This is a genomic window from Curtobacterium sp. YR515 (genome assembly GCF_900113095.1).
Lineage (GTDB): Bacteria > Actinomycetota > Actinomycetes > Actinomycetales > Microbacteriaceae > Curtobacterium.
This window is the reverse complement of the sequence record NZ_FOOD01000007.1, coordinates 72326-96518: the sequence shown is the minus strand read 5'-3', so window position 1 is coordinate 96518 and position 24193 is coordinate 72326. Positions and strand designations below refer to the sequence as shown.

Here is a 24193-nt window from a genome sequence, read left to right as displayed (position 1 = left end):
CTGCGCACGTTCCGCACGAGGCGGACGTGAGCAGGGCCTCCTGTCTGGTGCCCCGGTCGTCAGACCGCGGCCGGCGCCGTCTCCAGCGTGGCAGCGAACGGGTCGAAGTCCTCCGGCAGGGACGCGATCGCCCCGACGGTGGACTCGACCTCGACGAACGACCGCCGCTCGATGGACTCCTCCACCGCGACCATCGCGTCGAGCACGTGGTACCCGACGGCACCGGTCGCGATGTGCGAACCGCCGCCGCGGATGGCCCGCGCCATGTCGAGCACACCGAGGCCCCGGCCGACCGTCGGCTCCTCGTCGAGGAGCGTCTCCCGCTCCTGTTCGAACGGCCACGAGGCGCCGACGGGGATCGGTCGGGCGATCCGGATCGGGTGCCCGCCGCCGAAGGTGTTCGGGTCGGGCAGGACGATCGTGCCCTCGGTGCCGTTGACCTCGAAGACGCCGTGCCGGAACAGCGGGGTGTCGAACGACAGCAGTGACTGCGCGTTGCCACCCTGCTCGAACGACGACAGGACGGACACGTGGGTGGGCACCTCGACGGGGAACGACTGGCCCGCGTTCGGCCCGACGACCAGCTCCCGGGTCTCGCGGGACCGCGACCCGGTCGCGACGACGGAGTCGATCGGCCCGAGCAGGTGCACGAGCGCCGTGAAGTAGTACGGGCCGATGTCGAACAGCGGGCCGGCGCCCTTGGCGTAGAGGAACGACGCGTTCGGGTGGAAGACGTCCGGCCCCTGCCACTGCATGCTCGTGACCGCGGTGAGCGGCGTGCCGATCGCGCCGGCCTCGATCGCCCGCTTGGCGGTCTGCCACCCCGGGCCGAGCACGGTGTCGGGCGCGATGCCGAGCTTGAGCCCGAGCTCGTCGGCGAGGGCGACCAGGCCCGCAGCGGACTCGCGGTCGACCCCGATCGGCTTCTCGCTCCACACGTGCTTGCCCGCGCGGAGGGCGTCCGTGGACACCGCCACGTGCGTGGCCGGCAGCGTCAGGTTGATGACGATCTCGACGTCGGGGTCGGCGAGGACCGACGCACCGTCGCCGGAGGCCGCGACGCCCCACTTCGCCGCCGACGCCGCCGCCCGGTCCGTGTCGATGTCGCCGATCCGGACGACCTCGACGTCGGGGAAGGTCGTGAGGTTCGCCAGGTACTGCTCGCTGATCATGCCGGCGCCGATGAAGCCGATGCCGACCTTGCCCGTGCGGGTCATGCGGACACCGCCGATCCGCTCGGTGCGAGCTGCGCGGCGAGCCACTCGTACGACTGGGCGACCCCGTCGAAGACGTCCCCCGCGAAGCCGTCGAACTCGATCACGGCGTACTCGAGAGCCGTCGCGGCACGCAGCGCCTCGGCGAGCCGGACGTCGCCCTGGCCGGCCGGGGTCTGGTCGGTGGGGATCGTCGCGGTGGAGATGTCGTCGCGCATGGGGCCGTCCTTGACGTGCACGGCGACGATGCGGTCACCAAGCTCCTCGATGAACGGCACGAGGTCGATGCCCGCGGCGGAGGCCCAGTACAGGTCGAGCTCGAGCACCACGCCCGGGTCGAGCAGCGAGGCGAGCACCTGCAGTGCGGGCTGGCCGTCGATCTGCGGTCGGAGCTCGTGGTCGTGGTTGTGGTAGCCGACACGGAGGCCGTGCTCGGCCGCCTCGGCAGCGGCGGCGTTGAGTCGGGCCGCGACGCGCTCGACGCCCTCGCGGGTGGTCCAGTGGTCGGGGCCGACGAACGGGTCGATGACGATCTCGAGGCCGAGCTCCTTCGCCGCGGCGAAGGTGTCGGCGTGCGACGGAGCGGTCATCACGGTGCCGTCGGGCAGCGGGATGGTCTCCTCGACGAGGAAGGCGTGGCCGGTCTTCGCGGTGATGCCGTGGGCGTCGAACGCTTCCTTGAGCTGCGCTGCTCGGTCGACGAACGCGAACGCCTCGACGGTGTCGAAGCCGATGTCGGCGAGGCGGCGGACGCCGCCGTCGAGGTCGGGCTCCAGCGCGGCGTTCACCGTGTAGAGCTGCAGGGAGATGGCGGGTGCCATGGCTGGTCCTTTCAGGGAGGCTTGCGGTGTGTGCGGTGACCGCCTGGAGGCGCGACTCGCCTTCGTGAGCCGGGTCGCGCCTCCAGGACCGTGCGCTGGTGCGCCGTCTACCGGACCGACTTGATGGGGAAGATCACGAGTGCGCCGAGGATCACCGCGACACCCGCGCCCCAGAGCATGAGCGTGTAGTTCTGACCGCCCCCGACGCCGAGGAGGAACAGGCCGACGGCCGGGGCGAGCGACTGCGGCAGCGCGTTCGCGATGTTGATCACGCCGAGGTCCTTGCCGGGGCGCTCCGGGTCGGGCAGCACGTCGACGATGAGGGCGGTGTCGATGGCGGAGTAGATGCCGAAGGCGAAGCCCATCACGATCTCGGCGAAGTAGAACCCGCCGACCGTGTCGACGTGCGCCAGGATCACCAGGCCGACGGCGGTGAGGGCCGTGGAGCTCCACACGAAGACCTTGCGGCGGCCGACGCGGTCGGACACCCACCCGGAGAGCGCGGCGCTGACCAGCAGGGCGACGGTGTAGAGGAGCACACCGAACGCGACGATGCCGACGGCCTCCTTCTGCGGGAGGCCGATGCGGTCCTCCATGTACAGCAGGCGGTAGGTCGTGAACATGAACGTGCCGAAGGTGATGAGGAAGCGCCCCCACCAGGCGAGCCCGAAGTCGCGGTGCTTGATCGGGTTGGTCCAGAACGACGAGATGAGGTTGACCCAGCTGAACGGCTTGATCGGCGTCGTCGGCAGCTCGTCGCGGGCCACGAACGAGTAGACGAGGATCGCGATGATCGCGATGATGCCCGGGACGATGAAGAGCATCGGCAGGTTGCCGACCAGGTAGACGGCCAGGTACAGACCGGCGAGGATCGCGGTGTTCTGCGCGAGCGCGATGACGCTCGAGGCCTTGCCGCGCTGGAACTCCGGCACGTTGTCGGCGAAGCTCGCGGTCAGGGTGGCGAGGACCGCGTTGGCGGTGACCTGCGCGAGGACCCACGCCAGGGTGAGCTGCAGGACGTTCGGCGAGAACGCGAGCCAGGCGAGCGCACCGACGAAGACGATGACGCCGCCGACCATCCACGGCCGACGACGACCCCAGCGGGTGCGGGTGCGGTCCGAGATCGCGCCGAAGAGCGGGTTCGCGAGCAGGGCACCGATCGCGCCGAACGGCAGGACCGAACCGACGATCGTCTCGGGGTTCGACGGGTTGAGCTCGGTCGCCTTGATCGACATGCTCACGAAGACCGGCGTGAGCAGGGCGACGAAGAGGCCGAACTGGGCGAAGCTGAGGCCCCAGAGGTAGCCGCGGCCGACCCGCATCGTGCTGACGGACTGCGTGATGCCCTCGACCGAGAACGCTCGGGACGCTGCGGCGTCCGTGGCGGTGGCGCCGGCGGCTGCGGTGACCGCGGGGGATGCGGTTCCGGCGATGCCGCGAGTGGGTTCTTCCTTCGACGTCGGTGTCGACATGACTCCTCCTCGAGTCATAGGGGGCTTCGGGGCCCACTGAATCCCTAGTGCTACTAGGTGATCGGGACAGTAGCACCCAAAACCTCCGACCGGAAGTTTTTGTTTCGGTACTTTGCGGGGGCACTTCGGCGACTCATGGCTGCCGGTAGGTTGGTCCGAGTGACCTCCAACGATGGAACCGGCAGCCGCGGGCCGTACGCCAAGGGCGTGCAGCGCCGGCAGGAGATCCTCGACCAGACGCTCGAGGTCGTCGCCTCCCGTGGCATCGACGGGACCTCGCTCCGGGCCATCGGCGAGGCGATCGGCATCTCGCACGCCGCACTCCGGCACTACTTCTCGTCGCGCGAGGCCCTGCTCGTCGAGGTGCTGCGGGAGCGTGACGACGCGTCGAACCGGGCGTTGGGCGACACCGGCGGCGTGTTCCCCCGGCTCGAGTTCGTCGCCCACCGGAACGTCAGCGAGCCGGCCCTGGTGACGCTCTACACGACGCTGCTCGGCGCCTCGGTGGAGGCGGGGAACGAGACCGCGCGGTCGTACTTCGCGGCGCGGTTCGCCACGGCGCGCGCTGATCTGGCGCAGCAGCTGCGCGACGAGCTCGTCGCCACCGGTCGGCACAGCGATGCGGACCTCGACCAGGTCGCGTCGCTCATCATCGCGGCGTTCGACGGGTTGCAGGTGCAGTGGTTGCTCGACCGCGACGTGGACATCGCGGGGACGCTGCGGTTGTTGGAGCGGGTGCTCTAGCCTCCGAGCTCACAGTCCGGTGCGGCCCGCGTTTCGGTAGGATGTTTGCATGCAAACGCCGATCTCGGATGCCGCGCACACCACGCCGCTCTACTCGCTGACCGAGGCAGCGCAGATCGTGCGCGCACCGTCGACGTCGTTCGCGCGGTGGGCGCACGGGCACCGGTTCAAGCAGCGAAGCGAAGGCGATTGGGGCTGGAGCGCGCCCATCCTCACCGGTGTGCAGGCGGGTCGCAGCTACACCGTGCCGTTCAACGCCCTCGCCGAGGGCTACATCGTCGAGTCCTTCCGACGCGCCGGCCTCCCGATGGCACGCATCCGGCCGGCGGTCGAGGTCCTGCGGCAGGAGATCGGCCTCGAGAACGCACTGTTGAGCGAGAAGCTCCGGACCGACGGCGCGGAGATCCTCATCGAGAACGGGGACCGCGACCTCGTCGTCGTCCGGAACCACCAGGGTGTCTTCCGGGACGTCGTCGACCAGTACCTGCAGAGCATCGTCTACCGCGAGGGGTTCGTGGACTTCCTCCGTCTGCCGACGTTCGAACGCATCGAGGTGGTCGTCGATCCACGCCGCAACGCCGGTCAGCCGACGGTCGCCCGGATCGGGGTCCGTGTCGAGGACGTCGTGAGCAGGGTGCGCGCCGGGGAGTCGATGAGGGACGTCGCCGACGACTTCACGCTCGACGCCGTCGAACTCCGCTCGCTCCTGCTGCAGGCCGCGTGACCGTGAGCCAGGCCCGGTTCCTCCTCGATCGCTCCGTGGGCGGGCGACTCCTCATCGCGCGCCTCAGGGAAGGCGGGTGGAATGCACGCACGCTCGCCGAGGAGTACGGGGACGATCGTGCGCAGCGCATGCCCGACGAGGAGTGGATCGCCGAGGGGACCCGGTCCGGGTACGTGCTCCTGGCCAAGGACCACCGCGTGGCGACACGGCCGTTGGAAGCACGCGCGATCTACGTCCACGATGCACGAGTGGTGACGTTCGCCCGCGGAGAGCTCACCGCGCTCGAGATGGGCGATCTGTGCATGCGCCACGAGCGGGCGATCCACCGCCTCGCGCAGGTGCAGCCGCCGTTCGTGATGGCGCTGAGTGAGACGGGGCTGCGGCGGAAGCGCCTCAACGTCGTCTGACTACTCCGTGCCGTCGTCCTCCTCGGGGTTGAAGTGCGAATCGTCGCCCACGTGTCCGGCAGCGAGGCCGTCGGGCTCGTTGGGGATCGTGCCGTCCTCGCCGAGGCCGTCCGGCTTCGGGGTGCCCTCGGGGTCGTTCTTCGGTGCGGTGCCGTCGGTGTCGCTCATGGTCTGCTCCCGTGCAGTGTCGGTTCGGGACCGCCGTGGTCCCGGTGGTGCTGACTCGGAACGTACGGGTCGTGCCTCGGAGATCCCCCGGGGGCGCACCTTCCGGATGTTCTGCCTCGGAGCGCAGCACCTAGGCTGACGACGTGAACCCGGCGCGTCAGCAGCTCTCCGCGCTCGTCGGTCCCGGTGCCGCCCCGCTCGTCACGGGCATGCCGGTGGCCAGTGCCTCCCGCAACGCGGCCGTCCTCATCCTGTTCGGCGAACTCGACGACGTCCCGAGCGACCGCCCGGCCGCCGGCACCGACGTCTCGCGGGACCTCGACGTCCTGCTCCTCGCACGGGCCACCACGCTCCGCGCCCACCCCGGCGAGATCGCGTTCCCCGGCGGCCGGGTCGACCCCGGTGACACGGACGCGACCGCAGCGGCACTCCGGGAAGCCCGCGAGGAGACCGGCATCGACACCGCGGGCGTGGACGTCCTCGGCACGATCGCCCCGGTGCCGCTCGCGTTCTCGCGGCACCTCGTCACGCCGGTGCTCGGGTGGTGGCGCGAGTCCTCGCCCGTCCGGGTCGTCGACGAGGCCGAGTCCGCCGCGGTGTTCCGGGCGCCGGTGGCCGACCTGCTCGACCCCGCCCACCGCGGCGTGACGGTGATCCGCCGCGGCGGCCAGGAGTGGCGCGGCCCGGCGTTCACGATCGACTCCGGCCCCGAGCAGCACGTCGTCTGGGGCTTCACCGCGATGCTCCTGGACGCCCTGTTCGACCGCCTCGGCTGGGCCGAGCCGTGGGACGACCGCCACGAGATCCCCCTGCCGGGCTCGCGCCCCTGAACGGCGCCGTCCCGTACTGTTCGACTGTGCGTACCGGTCCAGCTGATTGGTTCCTCTCCCGCGACGAGCGAGGCAACCTCGCCACCGGCGTGCACGCGGGACACCCCGACGACGACACGGACCGGAACCGGCCCGACGCCGAGGGGGACACCGGCGCCGATGCGGCACCGTGGTCTGAGGGCAACCACGTCCGGCCGCTCGTGCACGGCGCCGCCTACTTCGACCGCATCCACGCGGAACTGACCGCCCTCCGCCCCGGTGACCGCGTGTGGTTCACCGACTGGCGCGGCGACGCCGACGAGCGGTTGCTGCCGGACGGCCCGACGATCGGGGACCTGCTGGCGGACCGCGCACGAGCGGGCATCGAGGTGCGCGGGCTCATCTGGCGGTCCCACGGCGAGCGCGTCTCGGCGTCGATCAGCGCCCGGTCGAACGAGCTGCTCGGCCGGAAGATCAACGACGCCGGCGGCCAGGTGCTGCTCGACCAGCGCGTCCGGGTGTTCGGCTCGCACCACCAGAAGTTCTTCGTCATCCAGCACCGCGACGACCCCTCGCGCGACGTCGCGTTCGTCGGCGGCATCGACCTCTGCCACAGCCGTCGCGACGACGCCGCGCACGAGGGCGATCCGCAGCCCGTCTCGATCGACGCCCGCTACGGGGAACGCCCGGCCTGGCACGACGCGTCGATGGAGCTCCGCGGGCCGGTCGTCGCGGACGTGCTCGCGGTCTTCGCCGAGCGCTGGGACGACCCGCTCCCCCTCGACCGCAGCCTGCCGTACCGGATGCTGCTCCAACGCCTCGTCCACATGCCGCGCCGCCCCGAGCCGCTGCCCGAACGCACGGCGCCACCACCACCGGCCGGGCACCACGCCGTGCAGCTCCTCCGCACGTACGGGGTGAAGCGCCCGCCGTTCCCGTTCGCGCCCCTGGGTGAGCGGAGCATCGCCCGCGCGTACGGCAAGGCCTTCGCCCGAGCGCGATCGCTGCTCTACATCGAGGACCAGTACCTCTGGTCCCGCGAGGTCGCGACCGGCATCGCCGAGGCCCTCGAACGCAACCGGGAGCTCCGTGTCGTCGTCCTCGTGCCGCGGTACCCGAACTCGGACGGGCCGCTCGGCGGTCCCCCGAGCCGGTTCGGCCAGATCGAGGCGCTCCGGACGCTCCGCCGCACCGCACCCGACCGTGTCGGCGCCTTCGACCTCGAGCACGAGGACGGCCGCCCGATCTACATCCACGCCAAGGTCTGCATCGTCGACGACGAGTGGTTCACGATCGGCTCGGACAACTTCAACCGCCGCTCGTGGACGTCCGACAGCGAACTCACGTGCGCCGTCGTGGACACCTCGGACGACGACCGGTCCCTCGCCCGGGACCTCCGCCACGAGCTCTGGGCGGAGCACCTCGCGACGACGCCCGACGACGAGCGGTTCACCGGGTCCGGCGCGGACCTGCTCGCCCTCTGGCGCTCCACGGCACGTGCGCTCGACCACTGGCACGAGGACGGGCAGCCCGGCCCGCGGCCCCCTGGACGCATCCGCCAGCACGAGCCGGAGCCGGTCTCCGCGCTGCAGCGTCTGTGGGCGCGCCCCGCCGCGCGCCTCGCCGTGGACCCCGACGGCCGACCGCGCCGGTCGCGCGGCTCGACACACTTCTGACGGGAGGCGCGGTGCGGGCCCGACCCGCGCCTCCCGTCCGCCACCAACTTGCGTCCACCGCCCGCGGCCTACGCTGGGTGCATGGGGGCACGCGAGGACTGGTGGGACGATCCCGGCGACGACCTGGTGCTGCACCCGCCGCGAGCCGAGCAGGCGCCGCCACCCCGCGACCCCGGCTCGGTCGACCTCGTCGCCACCGTCCTGCTCCTCGGCGCGGCCGTCCTGGTGAGCCCGGCGGCGTGGTTCGGCGTCCTCATCGGCCAGCTCGCGTTCGCCGGGTGCGCGCAACCGTCGCCGGGGTGCAGCAGCGCTGACGACCCCGGTGCGGCCGTGCGCAACTGGCACCTCGTCCTCACGCTCGTCGTCCTCGTCGCGGGGGTCGTCGGTTCGATCGCGCGCCGTGCCCGACGCCGGACGGGGTGGCCGGTCGCACTCGCGACACTGGTCGGCGTGCTGGTGGTCTTCGCCGGAGCCGTCGTCGCGATCCAGGTCGCCAGCGGGGGCAACCTGTTCTAGCGACCCTCGGCCGGGGACCCGCTCGGGATCAGTTGTAGGACGCCAGCCGGTTGGGGGCGGTGTTCCCCGCCGGCGTCGGCACCGCTCCCCCGACCCCGTTGATCACACTCGAGATCGTGCCCGTGTCACCGAGGGACACCGTGACGAGCCCGTGCGCACGGACGCCGGCGGTCTGCGGGACCTCGAACGCCCGGTCGGCGTGCACCGCGGGGTTCGTGTTGAAGAAGCAGTAGACACCGCCGCCCCATATCTCGTGGCTCGTGACGTTCGCGGCGACCTTGTAGGCGGCGTAGCCGGCACCGGTCGGGCTCTGCCACGACGCGTTGTCCGGCACGTCGTACGGCATCTCGTTCTGGAAGAAGATCGTCCGTCCGTTGTTGCCGTTCCACTGCACTTCGTACTTCTGGTAGTGCTCGACGAACAGACCGGTCGCGAGGACGTCGTTGCCGTTCACCTCGACGCCGGTCGCGCCGGTGTTGACCGTCCACCCGGTGGCGGCTCCGCCGTGGTCGGCGCGCCAGGCCCAGATGTGGTCGACCAGGGCGTCGTCGGCGTTGACCTGGAGGGTCGTCGTCGCCTTGCCCTGGATGCTCGAACCCACGCGGAAGAAGACGTCCTGGATGCTCTGCGGGTCGGCGGCGTGGTCGACGTGCGAGCCGCTCGTGCCGAGTCGGACCAGCTGGGCGCTGTTCTGCGAACCGGCGTCGACGACGAGGTTCGACACGTTCACGCCGGCGACGTCGGTCGAGGTGAGCACCGCGTTGCCCTGCGTCGGCACGAGCGTCGGGAAGCCGATCCCGGTGACGACCGTGTCGGGACGGGTGACCGCGATGGGAGCGTTCAGCTGGTAGGTGCCCGGTGTGAAGAACAGGTTGAGGCCCTGCGACAGCGCACTGTTGATCGTCGCCGCCGAGTCACCCGGGTGGGCGACGTAGAAGTTGCGCATCGGGATGTCCGTGCCGGCGGTGTTCGGCCAGGTCACGCCCGACGAGTTCTGCCGGAGCGAGGGGACGAACACGTGGTACCTGTCCGACGAGTCGACGTACAGGTACGGCTTCTCGCGGGTCGTCGGCGTGGTGGACAGGGTCGTGTAGCTCTTCGAGAAGTCGTTCGCGGGAGCGCCCTGCACGCCCGAGAACGTCATGTTCCAGTTGCCGCCCTGCCAGGACCCGATCGACGAGTTGCGGGTGTACCACTGCTGCTGCGAGCCGGAGGTCACCGTCCCGTCGACCTTCGTGTCGGCGATGTACCCGCCGGAGGAGTACCCCTGGCCGCCGTCCTGGTTCGAGGGTCCCATCGTGAGGTTCCCCTTGATGTGGACCCGCCGCATCGGGGCGGCCTGGGACACCGCCCAGCGGTCGGTCCCGCCCTCGGGGACGATCGCCACGTTCTCGACCGACCGCCAGAAGTTCTGCGTCGCGTTCTTCTCGTCACCGGCGTTCCACCCGGAGTCGACGTTCACGGCGCCGTTGATGGTCACGTCGTCGGGGTTCTTCCCCAGGCCGGCGACCGTCGTGTAGAAGCCGAGGTTGGCCCACACGCGGCCGTAGCTCCCGGGCTTGAACAGGAAGGCGGAGCGCTGCGTCCCGAACTGCGCGGTCGTGCTCCGGAGCTGTGCGGTGAACGCGGCGTCGACGTCGGCCTGGATCGTCGAGGTCGGCGTCGAGGGGCTGTAGATCTTGACGTTGCTCCCGAAGTCCGGGGTGTCGCTCGTCGTGACCGCCTGGGCGGCGACCGCGGGCAGCAGTGCCCCCACGACACCGGCGCTCAGCGCGATCGCGACGAGGTGCTTCATCCGTCGTTGCATGATGCTCGATTCGTCATCGTGCGGCGTCGTTGCCGCACGCAACAGACGGTAGACCCGACCGTGCCCGGGAGCAGTCCGACGATCGGAGGACCAGGACGTGCCCCGGACAGCCCAGCGTGCGCGTTCGTGCTCGGCCCGCCCGGCGAGCAGCGATGTCAACCGCTGGACTGACGAACCGCCCGCCGCGCCCTCCTATCGTTGGACCGCCGCGCAGCGCATCCCTGCGCCGCGGCGGACGAGGGGAGAACGACGTGCTCGAGAACCTGGGCGGCGCACACGTGCTGGTCCTGCTGGTCGTGCTGGCGCTGGACGTACTGGCGCTGGTGCAGGTGTGGCGGGACCGACGTCGGAGCGACCTCGTGAAGATCGTCTGGACCGTCGTGATCGTCGCGGTGCCGGTCATCGGCGTGGTCGGGTGGGCCGTGAACTGGCTCCTCGGGCGTGCGTCCGACCGGTTGAACCGGACGAGCGGTCCGAGCGCCTGACGCGCAGCGTGGCCGAGACGACGGGACCCGGCGGTGTGTCCGGGTGCTGAGCGAGCGACATGCCGAACTGATCGCCGAACTCGAAGCGGCGGGGTCGGACGAGTGGGGACCGCGGGCGCTCCTCGCCTGCCTGCGGAAGCTCCGCGACGGCGGCCCGACCGAAGCGGAGTCCGTGGTCGTCCACGATGCCTGGGCGACCGAGGACGGCTTCCGCGTGGTCTACGACGCTCCGTGGGGCGGCCCGCGCGTCGGCATCGTCCGCGAGCGCTCGACGACGATCGACTGGCTGGACGCCTACACGACCGGCGACGAAGCCACACCCGAGGAGTTCGGCTGGGAAGTCGCCGATTTCAACATCGGCGAGCCGCTCGGCCGGTGGCTCGACCACCTCGACGTGGACGCCGACGGCCTCGGCTGGTGGGGCCACGTCCCGATGCGCCGCGCGGGGCGGCGGCACTGACCCAGCCGGGTCCGGTCGTCGGCCCGGCAGCCGTGGACGCGACCACGGCTCGGCCAGGAGGCGCGGTGCGGCGCCGACCCGCGCCTCCCGACCGACGGTCGCTGCGGTTCAGAGCCGCTTCGCGTACCACCGGTCCGAGTAGGGGTCGTCGGTGAAGGCGGGCACGCGCTCGAACCCGAGCCGCTCGTAGAGCGCACAGGCCTCGGCGAGTTCGGCACGGGTGTCCAGCCGGAGCACGCCGATCCCGCGGCGACGGCACGCCGCCTCGAGCTCGCGCACGAGCCGGGCCGCCGTGCCCCGTCCACGCGCCTCGGGCAGGGTGAAGACCTTCGTGAGTTCGGCGACACCGAGACCGACACCGAACCGCGCTCCGGCGCACGCGATCGGTCGTCCCCGCTCGACGGCGACGAGGAACACCCCGGACGCGCCGTGCAGGTCGTCGTACGGCTCGTCGCGCAGCGCCCGGTCGACCTCCTCCGCGGTCGCCGGGCGTCCGTACCAGCGCGACGCGACCTCGGCGAGGTACGTCCGCACGATCCCGTCGGCCAACGGGTCACCGGGGCGGACGACCTCGACGTCGACGCTCGACCCGTCGCTGATCCGTTCGTCCACGGTCCTCCCTGAAGCTCACTGCGACCGTACCGGTGAAGCGGTGTCGAGCCCAGTCCAGCCCTGCAACGGAGGAACCTTGCGCGGTGCGATCAGTTCGGAGCGCGGGGCCGCCGGACGCGCACGTTTCCACCGCAGATGGGCAACTTTGCGCCCCCCGATCTTCCCTAGGCTCGATGCACCAGCGCACCCGCAGCCAGCCCAACGACGGGAGGTACGACATGTCGCAGTTCGTCCAGGAGTTCTCGAAGGACGCCATCGTCGGAGAACCCGAGGTCGTCGAGGACCGCCTGTCCGTGCGCGAGGTCGCCGCCCACCCGGCCTGGCTCCGGCTGCAGGACGCCGTCACCGCGCTGCAGACCCTCCAGGTGCAGGACGGCTCCGTGCCCGAGCCTGCCGACCACGCTGCCGCGACCGAGCACGTCGCGACGATCGTCCCGGCCATCGCCGAGCTGGCACCGCACTTCCCGCACGACGCGGCCTTCCTCGAGGCCGTGCAGCACGACTTCGCCCGGTGGCGCGACGAGGGGTTCGGCGTCCCCGACTTCCTCGACTCCCTGAGCGCGTTCCAGCCGCAGCAGCACCGCGTCGACGGGCTCGGCCACCTCGTCGTGTTCCCGATGGTGACGCAGAACGGCAGCTCCTCGCGGTTCGTCGAAGCCGTCCTGGTCGAGGTCATCTGGCCCGAGTTCATCGCCGAGCTCGAGGCCGGGGACTACGGCAACGCGCTCTTCGTCGCGCTTCGGTTCGTCGACTTCACGCCCGGGTACGACACGAACTCGGCCGTGCTCTTCCCCGAGACCGTCGCGATGCGCGAGCTGCCGACGTTCACGTGGGGCGCGATCTTCCAGGACCGCGAGGCCGCCCGCTACCGCCGGGTCGTCCGGGCAGCCGCCGAGATCACCAAGCTGGACCTTCCTGACGACGCACGCGCGATGCTCGACGACCAGGAGCTCACCGAGCAGGTCTTCGTGATGTGGGACATCATCCACGACCGGTCGCACATGCGCGGGGACCTGCCGTTCGACCCGTTCATGATCAAGCAGCGGATGCCGTTCTTCCTCTACTCGCTCGAGGAGCTGCGCTGCGACCTCACCGCGTTCCGCGAGTCCGTGCGTCTGGAACGCACCCTCTCGGCGCTGCCGGATGCGAGCCTCCAGGACGCGCAGCGCGCCATCCGTGACCACGCGCGCCTCGTGCAGTACGCCGTCGTGTTCGACCGCATCTTCCGCTTCGCGATCACCGGCAGCCGTGTCCGCAACTACGACGGCCTCGGCGGCCAGCTGCTCTTCGCGTGGATGCACCAGCACGACGTCCTGCACTGGACGGACACGCAGCTCACCATCGACTGGGAGGCCGTCCCGGACGTCATCATCGCCCTCAGCGACGAGATCAACGAGCTGTACCGGCGCTCGATCGACCGGCCGAAGGCGGCGCACTGGCTCGCCGCGTACGAGATGCTCACCCGGACGCTCACGCCGCACCCGGCCTCGGCCTGGGCGCGCGGACTCCCCACCGAGACGCTCGCCGGACCGCCGAAGGGCTACACCGACGCGGTCATGGACGACGAGTTCCCGCTGTCGATGTTCTACGAGGCGCTCAACAAGAAGATGGCGCCGGTCATCGCGTCGACCGCCGGGATCACCGGGACGACGTCGGTCGCCGCGTGAGCGATGGGTCGCTCACCGGTCGCGTGGTGCTGGTCGCGGGCGCGACCAGCACCAGCGGCGAGGCCGTCGCGCGGTCGCTGGTCACCGCCGGTGCGACGGTGGTCGCGGTCGGCACGAGGGCGGCAGGCCTGGAGGCGCTCAGCACCGCCGTCCCGGGCGTCACCACCCACACGTGCGACCTCTCGTCGCGCGCGGACGTCGCCACGCTGGCGTCACGGATCCACGCGGACCTCGGGCCGATCGACGGGCTCGTCCACCTGGTCGGTGGCTGGCGTGGCGGTGGCAGCATCGCCGGCCAGTCGGACGACGACTGGGACTTCTTCGACCGGGCCTTCCGGACGCTCCGGAACACGACGCGGGAGTTCTTCGCCGACCTCGTCGCCTCGCCCGCCGGACGACTGGCCTTCGTCTCCTCCACCACCGTCGACTCGCCCACCGCCGGCGCCGCGAACTACGCCGCCGCGAAGGCCGCCTCGGACGCCTGGGTCCGCGCCGTCGCCCAGGGGTTCGGCACGGACGCGCCCGACACCGTCGCCGCGGTCGTGTTCGTCGTGCGTGCACTCGCCGGCCTCGAGGCGCGACTCGGCGACGAGGTCGTGCGGCTGTGGTCGGCCGACCCCGCAGCTGTGAACGGCACCCGCATCCCGCTCTCGGCGGGCGACGCCCCGAACCTAGGATGAACGCGTGACCCTTCGACTCCACGACCTGGACCTGCGGGGCTTCGCCTCGGACAACTACGCCGGCATCCACCCCGAGATCCTCGCGGCGATCACCGCGGCCAACGACGGCCACCAGATCGCCTACGGCGAAGACGTGTACACCGCACGGCTCAACGAGGTCGTCGGGGAGCACTTCGGGTCGCAGGCGCAGGCGTTCCCGGTGTTCAACGGCACCGGCGCGAACGTCGTCGGACTGCAGTCGATGCTCCCCCGCTGGGGCGCCGTCGTGTGCACCTCGACCGCGCACATCCACACCGACGAGGCCGGCGCCCCCGAGCGCGTCGGCGGGATCAAGCTCCTGCCCGTCGAGACGCCGGACGGCAAGCTCACCCCCGAGCTCATCGACAAGGAGGCCTGGGGCTGGGGCGACGAGCACCGCGCCCAGCCGCTCGTCGTCTCGATCACCCAGACCACCGAGCTCGGCACCGCCTACTCGGTGGACGAGGTCCGCGCGATCGCCGACCACATCCACCCGCTCGGCATGACGCTGCACATGGACGGCGCCCGCATCTCGAACGCGGCCGCGAGCCTCGGTGTCCCCCTGCGCGACTTCACCACCGACGCCGGCGTCGACGTGCTGAGCTTCGGCGGGACGAAGAACGGGATGCTCTACGGCGAGGCGATCGTCGTCCTGAACCCCGATGCATCGGAGGGCCTGCACTACCTCCGCAAGCTCAACATGCAGCTCTCGTCGAAGATGCGCTTCGTCTCGGCACAGCTCATCGCCCTGCTCAGCGACGACCTCTACCTCCGGTCGGCCGGGCACGCCAACGCCATGGCGCAGCGACTCCGCGGCGCCCTCGAGGCGGGGATCGCCGACGGCAGCATCCGCGGCGTCGGGTTCAGCCAGGAGACCCAGGCGAACGGGGTCTTCGCGACGCTGCCGGCCGGCGTGGCCGATCGGCTGCGCGAGCACTTCCGGTTCTACGACTGGGACGCCAGCCGGAACGAGGTGCGGTGGATGTGCTCGTTCGACACCTCGGAGCAGGACATCGACGCGTTCGTGGCGGCGCTGACGCGGGAGCTCGCCGCCGTCTGACGACCGCACAGCGGACGGGAGGCGCGGGGCGGGGCCGCACCGCGCCTCCCGTCCGTCAGCCGGTCACGTGACGGTCCGCACCAACTCGGCCAGGCGCAGCGACGGGGCGTCCCGCCCCTGCCCCAGCAGTCGGAAGTCGCGGGAGCGACCGCTCGCCCGGAACCCGCGACGTTCGTAGAAGCGACCGGCCGGCACCGCCTGCTCGTACACCTCGAGACGGAGCCGCTCCCCGTGCCCCGCTGCCCACCCGACCACGTGGTCGAGCAGCGCATCCGCGACGCCGTTCGCCCGGCCGCGTGACGACGGCGTGACGTACACGCCGGTGAGCACGGGATCGTTGCCGTACGCGTCACCGACCTGGCCGCTCATCATCCCGATCCAGCGGCCCGTCGGGTCGACCGCCACCACGCTCATCGTCTCGGTCCCCTCGCCACGCCTCGCGCGGAGCCGCCAGTCGTCCTCGCTCATCGCGAGCGTGTACTCGAGCGTCGCGCCGTAGGAGATCGGGTCGTCCGTGGCGTTCTCGATGCGGAGGGCGCGCACCTGCTCCCAGTCGCGCTCGGTCGTGGTTCGGATCGTGAAGTCCCCCGGCATGTCCGCAGCGTACCGGCGGCGGGTGCTCAGCCCGCGAGACCGAACAGCCGGCGGGCGTTCCCCGACGCGAAGGCATCGCGGGCCTGCTGATCGGGCAGTGCCGTGAGGAAGGCGGCGATCTCCTCACGGGTGGGCTGCTGGAACGGGTGGTCGGTCGAGAACAGGAGCCGGTCCGGCGTCGTGATGCTCAGGGCGTGCCGCAGCATCGCCGGGTCGAGCATGCCGGAGGCCGTGATCCAGACGTTCTCGCGCAGGTACTCCGTGATCGACCGTTCGAGACCGGCCGCACGTGCGAGTCCGTCGGCGCGGTCGTGCCAGAACAGCAGGAGCTCGCCCCAGTGCCCGATCACGAGCTGCAGCGACGGGTGGCGATCCAGCACGCCGCGCGCCATCAGCCGGAGCGCGGCCGTTCCCGCTTCGAGGTGCCAACCCCACGAGAAGGTCGCCAGCGCGAGGTCGGGCAGGCCGCCGAGCCCGGTGTAGGAGGCGTCCCGGACGGCCCGCGGGGGGATCTGCGGGTGGATGAACACCGGCTGCCGGAGCTGCTCCGCGACGGTCCAGAGCTCCTCGAAGCGCGGGTCGTCGATCAGGACGTCCCCGGTCCGGCCGTGCAGCATGACGCCGACGAGGCCGAGTGCCGCGGCGCGCTCCAGTTCGACGGCGGCGGCGTGCGGGTCGGCGAGCGGCAGGGTCGCGAAGGCCCGGAAGCGATCCGGGTGTGCGGCGACCGCGGCAGCGACCTCGTCGTTCGCGTCGCGGCTCAGCGCGACCGCCTCGGCGGCGTCGAGCCCCTGCGTGCCCGGCGGGGCGAGGGACAGGACCTGCATGTCGACGCCCTGTGCGTCCATCGCGGCGAGGCGCTCGCTCCCGATGTCACCGAGGCGCCGCGCGGCATCGCCGTGGTCGTTGAGGACGAGGCTGTCGTCGCGCCGGTCAGCCGGCAGCGCGCGCTGCGCACGGTCGATCCCCTCGTGCACCCAGTGCTCCTCGATCCCGATCAGCAGACCCGCCACGACGTCACCCTTTCGCTCATCAACTGTTGAGTGAACCGTAGCACCTCCGCTCACCGTCTGTAGAGTGAACTCGTGCCCGAGTCACTCTCCCGCAAGGACCGCCGAGCCGCCACCGCTGCCCGGATCCTCGAGGCCGCGCAGACCGAGTTCGGTGTGCACGGCACCCGTGCGACGATCCGCGGCATCGCGCAGCGCGCCGGAGTCGACCCCTCGCTCGTGCTGCAGCACTACGGGTCGAAGGACAACCTGTTCACGCTCGCCGTCCAGCCCGTCGCCTCCGTGAGCGCGGACGACGTCGACGACCACCTGCGGACGGTTCTCGACGCCCGGCTTCTCGAACTCCCCCCGGCCACCCGCGCGCTGATCCGCTCGATGTTCACGTCCGAGCAAGCAGCGCAGCTCATGCGCAGCTACCTGCAGGAACGGGTCGAGGCACTCGCGCACGCCAGCGGTACCGAGGACGCCGAACTCCGGGCGACCGTCGTCGTGTCGAGCATCCTCGGGCTGACGATCGCCCGGCACTTCATCGGGCTGCCGGGCCTCGACCCTGGAGCGGCCGGCTCCCGCACGCCCGATCAGGTCGCGGACGTCGTCGAACCCTGGCTCGCGGCACTGCTCGGCGGCACCGAGGACGACTGAGCAACCGAGCAGTCAGCTCCAGGCGCCGCCCTCCGCACTGAGGTGCTGTTCACCGAGCGGCGTGATCGGGACCACGGCGAGACTGGTGAGACCGACGCGCAGGAGCTCCGCACGCGACACTCCCACCCGCCCGATGGCACCCATCCCCTCGATGACCGCACAGAAGTAGGTGGCGAGCGCCTCGGCGTCCGCATCCGCCTCGATCTCACCGGCCACCTGGGCGTCGACGATGCAGGTCGCGTAGTCGGCACGGATCGCGTCGAAGGCCTTCGTGACGGTCGCGGCGACCTCCGGATCGCGAGCGGCGAGCTCCACCGACGCGCGCACGAGCAGCGACGGTGCTGCCTGCGCGGCGCCGTGTTCGACCGCCGCCGAGACGAGTTGCGTGCGGATGCGGGCGATGGGGTGCTCGGCGCCCTGCAGCACGGTCTTCACTGCGTCGACAGCACCGTCGGTGTCGCTGAGGAAGGCCCGCATGAAGAGTTCCTTCTTGCCGCCGAACGCGTTGTAGAGGCTCTGCCGCCCGAGCCCCGTGGCCTCGAGCAGGTCGTCGAGCGACGTGCCCTCGAACCCGGTCTCGGCGAACGTGCGCCGCGCCCGCTCGATCACGTCCGCCTCGTCGAACTTGCGTGGTCGTGGCACCGGGCCACCTCCGGGTCTCGTTGTTGACTGATCCGTCCATTATGACGTACCGTTCTGGATCAATCAGTCAACAACTCACATCGGAGCATGCAATGACCGGAACACTGCAGGACAAGACAGCACTCGTCTCGGGCGGGACGTCGGGGATCGGACTCGCGGTCGTGCGCCGTTTCGTCGCCGAGGGCGCCCACGTCGTCGTCACGGGCAGGCGCCAGGAAGCACTCGACGCGATCCAGGCGGAACTCGGCGACGCCGTCACCACGGTCCGCGCCGACGCCACGCGTCCGGACGGCATCGCGGCGGTCTTCCGCGCGGTCGCCGAGCGGGGGACCGGACTCGACGTCGTGCACGCGAACGCCGGAGTCGGCGAGTTCGGGGCCCTCGAGTCCGTGACCGCCGACGACTTCGAGACGACCTTCGGCACGAACGTCCGGGGAACGCTCCTCACCGTGCAGGGTGCGCTGCCGTTCCTGCACGACGGATCGACGATCGTCGTCACGGGATCGACGTCGGCCGCGGGCACCGAACCGATGCTCGGGCTGTACGGGGCCTCGAAGGCAGCGGTCGCGGCGCTGACCCGTACGTGGGCCAGGGAACTCGCTCCCCGCGGCGTCCGGATCAACACCGTCGTCCCCGGTCCGACCGAGACACCGGGGTTCGTGGGACTCGCCCCCGGCGACTCGGACGCGTGGCTGGACCAGGTCGCCAGCGGACTCCCCTTCGGACGGCTCCTGCGCCCTGAGGAGGTCGCCGCCACCGTCCTCTTCCTCGCGTCCGACCAGAGCGCCGGCATGACGGGCAGCGAACTCCTCGTCGACGGCGGCAGCACGATCGTCTGACCACCGCCGCCCGCCGACGACACCAGTAGGCTTCCGCCGTGACCCTGGTGCAGCTGCGCGTCTTCGTCGCCGTCGCCCACCTCGGCTCGTTCACGGCGGCCGCGGCGGCCCTGCTCCGCTCGCAGTCGTCGGTCTCCGAGTTCGTCCGCCGGCTCGAAGGCGCGTACGACACCGCACTGTTCGTCCGAGGCCGGCGGCGCCTGACCCTGACGGACGCCGGCGCGGTGCTGCTGCCGATGGCGGAGCGGATCATCGCCGAGGCCGACTCGGCGGACCGGGCCCTCCGCGCGGTGACGTCACTGGTCGGCGGGACGGCGTCGTTCGGACTGCTCCGCAACGCGAAGTACTACGCGCTCGACGAGCTCCTCACCCGGTTCCACGCCGCGCACCCGGCCGTGCGGCTCCGGGTCATCGGGCTGAACTCGGTCGAGGTCGCGAACGAGGTGGCCTCGGGCGGTCTCGAAGCAGGGCTCGTCGTCCTGCCGATCGACACCGACGGGCTCCGGGTGACGCCGCTCCGCCGTGACGAGGTCGTCTTCGTCAGCCGGGACCCGTCGGTCGCCGAGCAGCCGATGACGATCGAGGCCATGGCCGCTCGTCGCCTCGTCCTGTACGACGCGCACTACGGCTGGCGCGACCCCACCAGACGGCAGTTCGCCGAACGTGCCCGACTCGCCGGGGTGTCCCTCGAGCCGCACGTCGAGGTCGAGCAGGTCGAGACCGCGCTCGCCCTCGTCGCGTCGGGAGTGGGCGACACGTTCATCGCCCGGGCGGTCGCCGAGGTGTCCGCCGCGGGCCTCGGGCTGCACTGGACGCCGTTCGCCGAGCCGGTCCACGACACCGTCGCGCTCGTCGAACGGGACGGGTCGATCCTGTCGGCGGCCACCGCGGAGCTCGCTCGGCTGGCCCGCGAGCTCCTCACCGAGGGGTGACCGGCGTCGTCACCGGCCGGTGAGCGGTCCGTAGAGGTCCGGCCGTCGGTCACCGAACAGGTCCGCGCGCGGTGTGAGGGTCTTGTCCCGGGTGGCGACGAGGTCGAGGTCGACGACCACCGTGCCGGGGCCCGGTCCGGTCGCGGCGCGCACCCATCCGTCGGCATCGACGATCGAGGTCCCCTCGTTCCAGTCGACCCCGCGCTCGGTGCCGCACCGGTCGGCGCACACGATCGCCATCCGGTTCACCCGCGCGGCGGCCATGGCGATCTGCACCTCGGGGGCACGCTCCCCCGCGGGGCGCTCGACGTACGGCCAGTTCGTCGGCACCGCGAGCACGTCCGCACCGTCGAGCGCCGCGAGCCTGGTCCACTCCGGGAACTCCATGTCGAAGCAGATGGCCACGCCGATGCGCCCGTGCCGGGTGTCCACGACGAGCGGTGGCCGGGACCCCGGCGTGAAGCACTCCTTCTCGCCGTCCCACAGGTGGACCTTCCGGTAGACGCCGATCACCCCGGACGGGTCGACGACCGCGGCGGAGTTGTACACGACACCGTCGTCGCCGAGTTCGGCGAAGCCGCCCACGACGACGCCACCGGCGCCGCCGGAGAGCCGGGAGGCAGTGGTCGCCCAGTCCGTCACGGTCGCGTCCGACGCGGGGACGGCTGCAGAGCGGGCCTCCGCGGCATCGCGGAACACGTAGCCGCTCGTCGCGAGTTCCGGCAGGACCACGACGTCCACGTCGTCCGGGACGGCGGCGAGCGCCGCCCCGACCGTCGCGGCGTTCGCCGCGAGGTCACCGACGACGGGCGCGAGCTGCACCGCGGCGACGCGGGTCACGCGACCACGTCCTCGTCGTCACGGGACGCGGGTCGCTGCGGCGGTGCGGTGCCGTCGTCGACTGCGGGAGGTGCCTCCCGGCCGTCCCCGGTCGACGCTGCCAGGGCGACCCGAACCCGTTCGACCAGCCCCGTCCGGAACGTGATCGCGAGCCCGACGAGGAGCCACGCCGCGACGATGTACGGGAACCAGCTGTACGGCGCCTCGAGCCCGACGGCGTTCTTGTAGATCGTGTAGAGCACCAGGGCGAGCGCCAGGACCGGCACGACGATCTGCCACCTCGGGGTGTCGGTCCGGCGCGAGAAGAAGAGGAACCGGACGGCCCCGACGGTGGCGAGGACGTAGGCGACGAGCAGTGCGATGGTCCCGACGGTGAGCGCCCAGTACGTCGCGTCGAGCACCGCTGCGCCCGAGAGCCGTTCCCCGACCACGACGAGCAGGACGACGACCGCGACGACGCTCAGGGCGTTGACCGGCGATCCCTGCGGCGACAGCTTCGCGACCGGCCGGGCGATGCCGGTGTCGCGGGACAGGGCGAAGAGGACCCGCGACGCTCCGGACAGGGTGCCGAGGAAGATGGCGAACAGGCTGACCACGGCGGCGAGGGTGAGCAGGTCCGCGAGCCAGCTGCCGACGTACGTGCGGGCCAGGTCGCCGTAGGGGGCCGCCGAGCCGGCGAACTGCTTCACCCCGGCTGCCGAGGTGCCGTAGCCGAGCGACTGCGCGACGATCGACAGCAGGTAGAACGCTCCGACGACGACGATCGCGATCTTCAGGGCCTTCGGGATGTCCCGCTTCGGGTTGCTCGTCTCCTCGCCCAGGGTCGCCGCGCCCTCGAAGCCGGCGAACGCGAGGAACCCGAACACCGCGGCGCCCGCGATCAGACCGACGTCGGTGCCGCTCGGCAGGGCGAGGAAGTCCCAGCTGAGGTGCCGACCGGCGGGCGCCGCGCCGACCCCGAGCCGGACGAGCACGACGACGTTGAGGACGGTGACGAGCACGGCACCGATCAGCTCGGCGTAGAGCAACGACCGCGTGATGACGTGGACCGGGCGGCGTCCGAGCAGCACGACGACGCCGAGCGCCACGATCGTCACCCAGATCCAGTCCGGCGCGACGTCCAGCCCGACGTCGTTCAGCAGCTGCGTGACGAACAGGCTGATCTCGATGCCGGACCCGGCGCCGATCGTCACGTAGCCGAAGAACAGCGCCCAGCCGGCGACGAACCCTGCTCGCGCGCCGAGCGTGAGGCCCACCGTGGCGTAGACGGAGCCCGTGTGTGCGATGTGCCGCGACAGCTTCACGAACCCGTACGCGACGAGGGACACCGCGACGAGCGCGAACACGAAGGCCCAGGTGGCGCCGCGGCCGAGGATGCCCGCGGCACCCGCCCCGAGGAGCGCCATGACCCCGACGGGTCCGATGAGGCCGACGGAGAACGCCGCGGCGTCGGCGACCTTGAGCTCCCGTTTCAGGCCGGGGCCGGCGGCGCCGGGGCTCGAGGGGACTGGGCTGGAGTGGTGCTCGGTGGTCATCGCTGGCTCCGATGCGGTCGGTGTTCGGGTCGGGTGGGGTGGAGGTGAGGGGGTGGTGCCGGGGTCAGTCGTTGCTCGCTGCGACGGGTGCGTACGTGTCGAGGCGCATGGTGGCGGTGGCGCGGTGCGCGCTCATGCCCTCGCTCGCCGAGATGACGTCGACGGCGTGCGCGACCGACGGGGTGGCCTCGCGGGCGATGCGCTGGTAGGTGAGCGGCTTGAGGTAGCGCGACACCGAGAGTCCGGCGCTGTGCTTCGCTCCCCCGGCGGTCGGCAGGGTGTGGTTCGTGCCGGCCATGCCCTTGTCCGAGTAGGCGACGGTGCTCCAGTGCCCGAGGAACAGCGAGCCGTAGTTGGTGAGGTGGTCGTGGTACCACTCGTCGTCGGTGGTCTGGACCTCGAGGTGTTCCGGAGCCAGCTCGTCCATCACGAGCACGGCGTCCTCGCGCGTCGGGACGAGCACGACGGAACCGTGGTCGCGCCAGGCGGGCCCGCAGATCGCGTTCGTGGACAGTGCAGGGAGCTGCCGCTCGACGGCGGCCATGACCTCGTGCGCGAGCCGCTCGGACGTCGTGACGAGGGCCGCCGGGGAGTTCGGCCCGTGTTCGGCCTGCCCGAGCAGGTCCGCGGCGACGATCTCCGCGTCCGCCGAGTCGTCCGCGATGACCGCCACCTCGCTGGGACCGGCGAGCAGGTCGATCGCGACCGTCCCGAAGAGCTGGCGCTTCGCCTCGGCCACGTACGCGTTGCCTGCGCCGACGAGCATGTCGACCGGGTCGAGGTCCGTGTCGAGCAGACCGAACGCCATCGCCGCGAGCGCCTGTACCCCACCGAGGACGAACAGCCGGTCGACTCCGGACAGGTGCGCCGCGTACGTGACCGCGTCGTTCGCGCCGCCGTCAGGCTGCGGCGGCGTGCACGCGACGACGGACGGGACACCAGCGACCTTGGCCACCCCGACAGTCATGAACGCGCTCGCGGTCAGCGGGAAGCGCCCGGCGGGCAGGTACGCGCCGACGCTGCCGACCGGGACGTAGCGCTGGCCGACGACGAGGCCGTCGGCGAGCTCCGCCTCGAAGTCCGTGAGGTGCTCCCGCTGCATCGCTGCGAACTGCTTGGTCCGCGCCGAGCCGAGCTCGATCGCCTCACGCAGGTCCGGCGCGAGGCGGTCACCGCTCGCCGCGATCTCGGCAGCGGACAGTTCGAGGGGTGCGTCCTGCCGGTCGAGTTCCCGGGCGTACCGGGCGATCGCGTCCATGCCACCGCGTTCGATCTCCGAGAGCATGCGGCTCACCGTCTCGATGACCGCGGGGTCGCGCTGCGCGGGCGGGGTGTCGAGGCCGGGCGCCTTGACGAAGCGGAAGCGGTCGGCGTTGCGGGTGGTGAAGCGGGAGGAGAGCTGCATGGGTCCACCCTGGCCACGGGTGGGGCGGGGAGGTAGCCCGAATGGCAGCCGAGGTCCATCGGGAAACACGATGGGACCCACGACGCGGTCGTGCCTCGTGCTGTCGGTCCCTGCTGATCCGCGTCCGACGGTCACGAGACCGACCTCTTCCCCTTCGCGGACCGGCTGGCACCCGACGACGCGAAGATCGCACTCCACGTCACCCTCCCGGTGCACCACGGGATCACCGCGCTCGACGAGGACGCCATCCGGCGCTGGTCGGGCGGCCCGGCACCAGGCCCGCTCCCCCGCGATCTGGGGTGAGCACCCCGACCCTCTCGACGTGACCCGATTCCGGATCCCCTGGACGCATCCACCCGAGGATCGGAGCCCACCGTGCTCATGCGCGCCCCCACCGCTGCACCACCGCAAACC

26 protein-coding genes are annotated in these 24193 nt (G+C 71.5%); 14 read left to right on the top strand and 12 right to left on the bottom strand.

The features are described 5' to 3' along the window. Positions 1–59 precede the first annotated feature (59 nt). The 3 genes from BM028_RS17755 to BM028_RS17745 all read right to left on the bottom strand — a co-directional run bounded on the left by BM028_RS17755 (position 60) and on the right by BM028_RS17745 (position 3507). Positions 60–1217 (bottom strand): Gfo/Idh/MocA family protein, encoded by a 1158-nt coding sequence (locus BM028_RS17755; RefSeq protein ID WP_092388568.1) that lies wholly within the window; start codon positions 1215–1217, stop codon positions 60–62. Then, entirely contained in the window at positions 1214–2035 is an 822-nt protein-coding gene (locus BM028_RS17750; protein ID WP_071303018.1) for a sugar phosphate isomerase/epimerase family protein, read from the bottom strand. The genes BM028_RS17755 and BM028_RS17750 overlap by 4 nt, the downstream gene beginning before the upstream one ends. Before the next feature lie 107 nt (positions 2036–2142). Further along, positions 2143–3507 (bottom strand): MFS transporter, encoded by a 1365-nt coding sequence (locus tag BM028_RS17745; protein ID WP_071295715.1) that lies wholly within the window; start codon positions 3505–3507, stop codon positions 2143–2145. 159 nt (positions 3508–3666) lie between these two features. Between BM028_RS17745 and BM028_RS17740 the strand changes: the two genes are divergently transcribed. From BM028_RS17740 to BM028_RS17730, 3 genes are read left to right on the top strand one after another with little or no spacing between them, the layout of a single operon-like run. Beyond that, positions 3667–4251 (top strand): TetR/AcrR family transcriptional regulator, encoded by a 585-nt coding sequence (locus tag BM028_RS17740; RefSeq protein ID WP_254790859.1) that lies wholly within the window; start codon positions 3667–3669, stop codon positions 4249–4251. A gap of 49 nt (positions 4252–4300) precedes the next feature. Further along, entirely contained in the window at positions 4301–4975 is a 675-nt protein-coding gene (locus BM028_RS17735; RefSeq protein ID WP_092388476.1) for a DUF433 domain-containing protein, read from the top strand. Continuing rightward, entirely contained in the window at positions 4972–5382 is a 411-nt protein-coding gene (locus BM028_RS17730) for a PIN-like domain-containing protein (RefSeq protein WP_092388473.1), read from the top strand. Before BM028_RS17735 ends, BM028_RS17730 begins: the two co-directional genes overlap by 4 nt. Here BM028_RS17730 and BM028_RS18655 read toward each other — a convergent pair whose 3' ends face one another. Further along, positions 5383–5550, bottom strand: coding sequence for a hypothetical protein (locus tag BM028_RS18655; protein ID WP_175473708.1), 168 nt, complete (start codon positions 5548–5550; stop codon positions 5383–5385). 209 nt (positions 5551–5759) lie between these two features. Between BM028_RS18655 and BM028_RS17725 the strand changes: the two genes are divergently transcribed. From BM028_RS17725 to BM028_RS17715, 3 genes are all read left to right on the top strand, one after another. Continuing rightward, a complete protein-coding gene (locus BM028_RS17725; RefSeq protein WP_092388565.1) occupies positions 5760–6380 on the top strand; it encodes an NUDIX hydrolase in 621 nt (206 codons plus the stop codon). Between the two features lie 26 nt (positions 6381–6406). After that, complete coding sequence (locus tag BM028_RS17720; RefSeq protein ID WP_092388470.1) at positions 6407–8035, top strand: phospholipase D-like domain-containing protein; 1629 nt, start codon at positions 6407–6409, stop codon at positions 8033–8035. An 81-nt stretch (positions 8036–8116) separates the two neighbouring features. Then, positions 8117–8551: a hypothetical protein gene (locus tag BM028_RS17715; protein ID WP_092388467.1), complete on the top strand. Its 435-nt coding sequence runs from the start codon at positions 8117–8119 to the stop codon at positions 8549–8551. Between the two features lie 28 nt (positions 8552–8579). Here BM028_RS17715 and BM028_RS17710 read toward each other — a convergent pair whose 3' ends face one another. Continuing rightward, entirely contained in the window at positions 8580–10346 is a 1767-nt protein-coding gene (locus BM028_RS17710; protein WP_092388464.1) for a hypothetical protein, read from the bottom strand. A 263-nt stretch (positions 10347–10609) separates the two neighbouring features. On the opposite strand from BM028_RS17710, the gene BM028_RS17705 reads away from it, so the two are divergent. Both BM028_RS17705 and BM028_RS17700 read left to right on the top strand, forming a co-directional pair. Beyond that, complete coding sequence (locus BM028_RS17705; RefSeq protein ID WP_217647274.1) at positions 10610–10843, top strand: PLDc N-terminal domain-containing protein; 234 nt, start codon at positions 10610–10612, stop codon at positions 10841–10843. A gap of 43 nt (positions 10844–10886) precedes the next feature. After that, on the top strand, positions 10887–11303 hold the full coding sequence (locus BM028_RS17700; RefSeq protein ID WP_092388458.1) for a hypothetical protein: 417 nt from the start codon (positions 10887–10889) through the stop codon (positions 11301–11303). Between the two features lie 108 nt (positions 11304–11411). Here the strand turns inward: BM028_RS17700 and BM028_RS17695 are convergent, their stop codons facing one another. Beyond that, positions 11412–11915 carry a GNAT family N-acetyltransferase gene (locus BM028_RS17695; protein ID WP_092388456.1) on the bottom strand — a complete coding sequence of 168 codons (504 nt, stop codon included), beginning with the start codon at positions 11913–11915 and terminating at the stop codon, positions 11412–11414. Between the two features lie 218 nt (positions 11916–12133). On the opposite strand from BM028_RS17695, the gene BM028_RS17690 reads away from it, so the two are divergent. From BM028_RS17690 to BM028_RS17680, 3 genes are read left to right on the top strand one after another with little or no spacing between them, the layout of a single operon-like run. Beyond that, on the top strand, positions 12134–13582 hold the full coding sequence (locus BM028_RS17690) for a DUF6421 family protein (RefSeq protein ID WP_092388453.1): 1449 nt from the start codon (positions 12134–12136) through the stop codon (positions 13580–13582). Continuing rightward, a complete protein-coding gene (locus BM028_RS17685) occupies positions 13579–14262 on the top strand; it encodes an SDR family oxidoreductase (protein ID WP_254803986.1) in 684 nt (227 codons plus the stop codon). Before BM028_RS17690 ends, BM028_RS17685 begins: the two co-directional genes overlap by 4 nt. A gap of 4 nt (positions 14263–14266) precedes the next feature. After that, positions 14267–15340, top strand: a complete 1074-nt coding sequence (locus tag BM028_RS17680; RefSeq protein ID WP_092388450.1) for a threonine aldolase family protein — start codon at positions 14267–14269, stop codon at positions 15338–15340. Positions 15341–15403: 63 nt separating this feature from the next. On the opposite strand, the gene BM028_RS17675 is transcribed toward BM028_RS17680, so the two are convergent. After that, the gene (locus BM028_RS17675; protein ID WP_092388447.1) at positions 15404–15934 is read right to left on the bottom strand and encodes a GNAT family N-acetyltransferase; all 531 of its coding nucleotides are present in this window, start codon (positions 15932–15934) and stop codon (positions 15404–15406) included. Positions 15935–15960: 26 nt separating this feature from the next. Next, positions 15961–16947: an amidohydrolase family protein gene (locus BM028_RS17670; RefSeq protein ID WP_092388444.1), complete on the bottom strand. Its 987-nt coding sequence runs from the start codon at positions 16945–16947 to the stop codon at positions 15961–15963. A 72-nt stretch (positions 16948–17019) separates the two neighbouring features. On the opposite strand from BM028_RS17670, the gene BM028_RS17665 reads away from it, so the two are divergent. Further along, entirely contained in the window at positions 17020–17586 is a 567-nt protein-coding gene (locus tag BM028_RS17665; RefSeq protein WP_071295700.1) for a TetR/AcrR family transcriptional regulator, read from the top strand. A 12-nt stretch (positions 17587–17598) separates the two neighbouring features. Here the strand turns inward: BM028_RS17665 and BM028_RS17660 are convergent, their stop codons facing one another. Beyond that, positions 17599–18228 (bottom strand): TetR/AcrR family transcriptional regulator, encoded by a 630-nt coding sequence (locus BM028_RS17660; protein WP_092388441.1) that lies wholly within the window; start codon positions 18226–18228, stop codon positions 17599–17601. A 92-nt stretch (positions 18229–18320) separates the two neighbouring features. On the opposite strand from BM028_RS17660, the gene BM028_RS17655 reads away from it, so the two are divergent. Continuing rightward, positions 18321–19067, top strand: a complete 747-nt coding sequence (locus BM028_RS17655; protein WP_092388438.1) for an SDR family NAD(P)-dependent oxidoreductase — start codon at positions 18321–18323, stop codon at positions 19065–19067. A gap of 38 nt (positions 19068–19105) precedes the next feature. After that, a complete protein-coding gene (locus BM028_RS17650; protein WP_070417990.1) occupies positions 19106–19999 on the top strand; it encodes a LysR family transcriptional regulator in 894 nt (297 codons plus the stop codon). Positions 20000–20008: 9 nt separating this feature from the next. On the opposite strand, the gene BM028_RS17645 is transcribed toward BM028_RS17650, so the two are convergent. The 3 genes from BM028_RS17645 to hisD all read right to left on the bottom strand — a co-directional run bounded on the left by BM028_RS17645 (position 20009) and on the right by hisD (position 23779). Continuing rightward, the gene (locus BM028_RS17645) at positions 20009–20839 is read right to left on the bottom strand and encodes a nitrilase-related carbon-nitrogen hydrolase (RefSeq protein ID WP_092388435.1); all 831 of its coding nucleotides are present in this window, start codon (positions 20837–20839) and stop codon (positions 20009–20011) included. After that, positions 20836–22374 (bottom strand): APC family permease, encoded by a 1539-nt coding sequence (locus BM028_RS17640; protein WP_092388432.1) that lies wholly within the window; start codon positions 22372–22374, stop codon positions 20836–20838. The genes BM028_RS17645 and BM028_RS17640 overlap by 4 nt, the downstream gene beginning before the upstream one ends. Before the next feature lie 64 nt (positions 22375–22438). Then, a complete protein-coding gene (gene hisD, locus BM028_RS17635) occupies positions 22439–23779 on the bottom strand; it encodes a histidinol dehydrogenase (RefSeq protein WP_092388429.1) in 1341 nt (446 codons plus the stop codon). Positions 23780–24193 lie beyond the last annotated feature (414 nt).

Coding starts and splice junctions, on each gene's coding strand:
- BM028_RS18655 (WP_175473708.1), bottom strand. CDS start 5,550: ATGAGCGACACCGACGGCACCGCACCGAAGAACGACCCCGAGGGCACC.
- BM028_RS17755 (WP_092388568.1), bottom strand. CDS start 1,217: ATGACCCGCACGGGCAAGGTCGGCATCGGCTTCATCGGCGCCGGCATG.
- hisD (WP_092388429.1), bottom strand. CDS start 23,779: ATGCAGCTCTCCTCCCGCTTCACCACCCGCAACGCCGACCGCTTCCGC.
- BM028_RS17725 (WP_092388565.1), top strand. CDS start 5,760: ATGCCGGTGGCCAGTGCCTCCCGCAACGCGGCCGTCCTCATCCTGTTC.
- BM028_RS17640 (WP_092388432.1), bottom strand. CDS start 22,374: ATGACCACCGAGCACCACTCCAGCCCAGTCCCCTCGAGCCCCGGCGCC.
- BM028_RS17715 (WP_092388467.1), top strand. CDS start 8,117: ATGGGGGCACGCGAGGACTGGTGGGACGATCCCGGCGACGACCTGGTG.
- BM028_RS17710 (WP_092388464.1), bottom strand. CDS start 10,346: ATGAAGCACCTCGTCGCGATCGCGCTGAGCGCCGGTGTCGTGGGGGCA.
- BM028_RS17690 (WP_092388453.1), top strand. CDS start 12,134: ATGTCGCAGTTCGTCCAGGAGTTCTCGAAGGACGCCATCGTCGGAGAA.
- BM028_RS17655 (WP_092388438.1), top strand. CDS start 18,321: ATGACCGGAACACTGCAGGACAAGACAGCACTCGTCTCGGGCGGGACG.
- BM028_RS17675 (WP_092388447.1), bottom strand. CDS start 15,934: ATGCCGGGGGACTTCACGATCCGAACCACGACCGAGCGCGACTGGGAG.
- BM028_RS17745 (WP_071295715.1), bottom strand. CDS start 3,507: ATGTCGACACCGACGTCGAAGGAAGAACCCACTCGCGGCATCGCCGGA.
- BM028_RS17750 (WP_071303018.1), bottom strand. CDS start 2,035: ATGGCACCCGCCATCTCCCTGCAGCTCTACACGGTGAACGCCGCGCTG.
- BM028_RS17735 (WP_092388476.1), top strand. CDS start 4,301: ATGCAAACGCCGATCTCGGATGCCGCGCACACCACGCCGCTCTACTCG.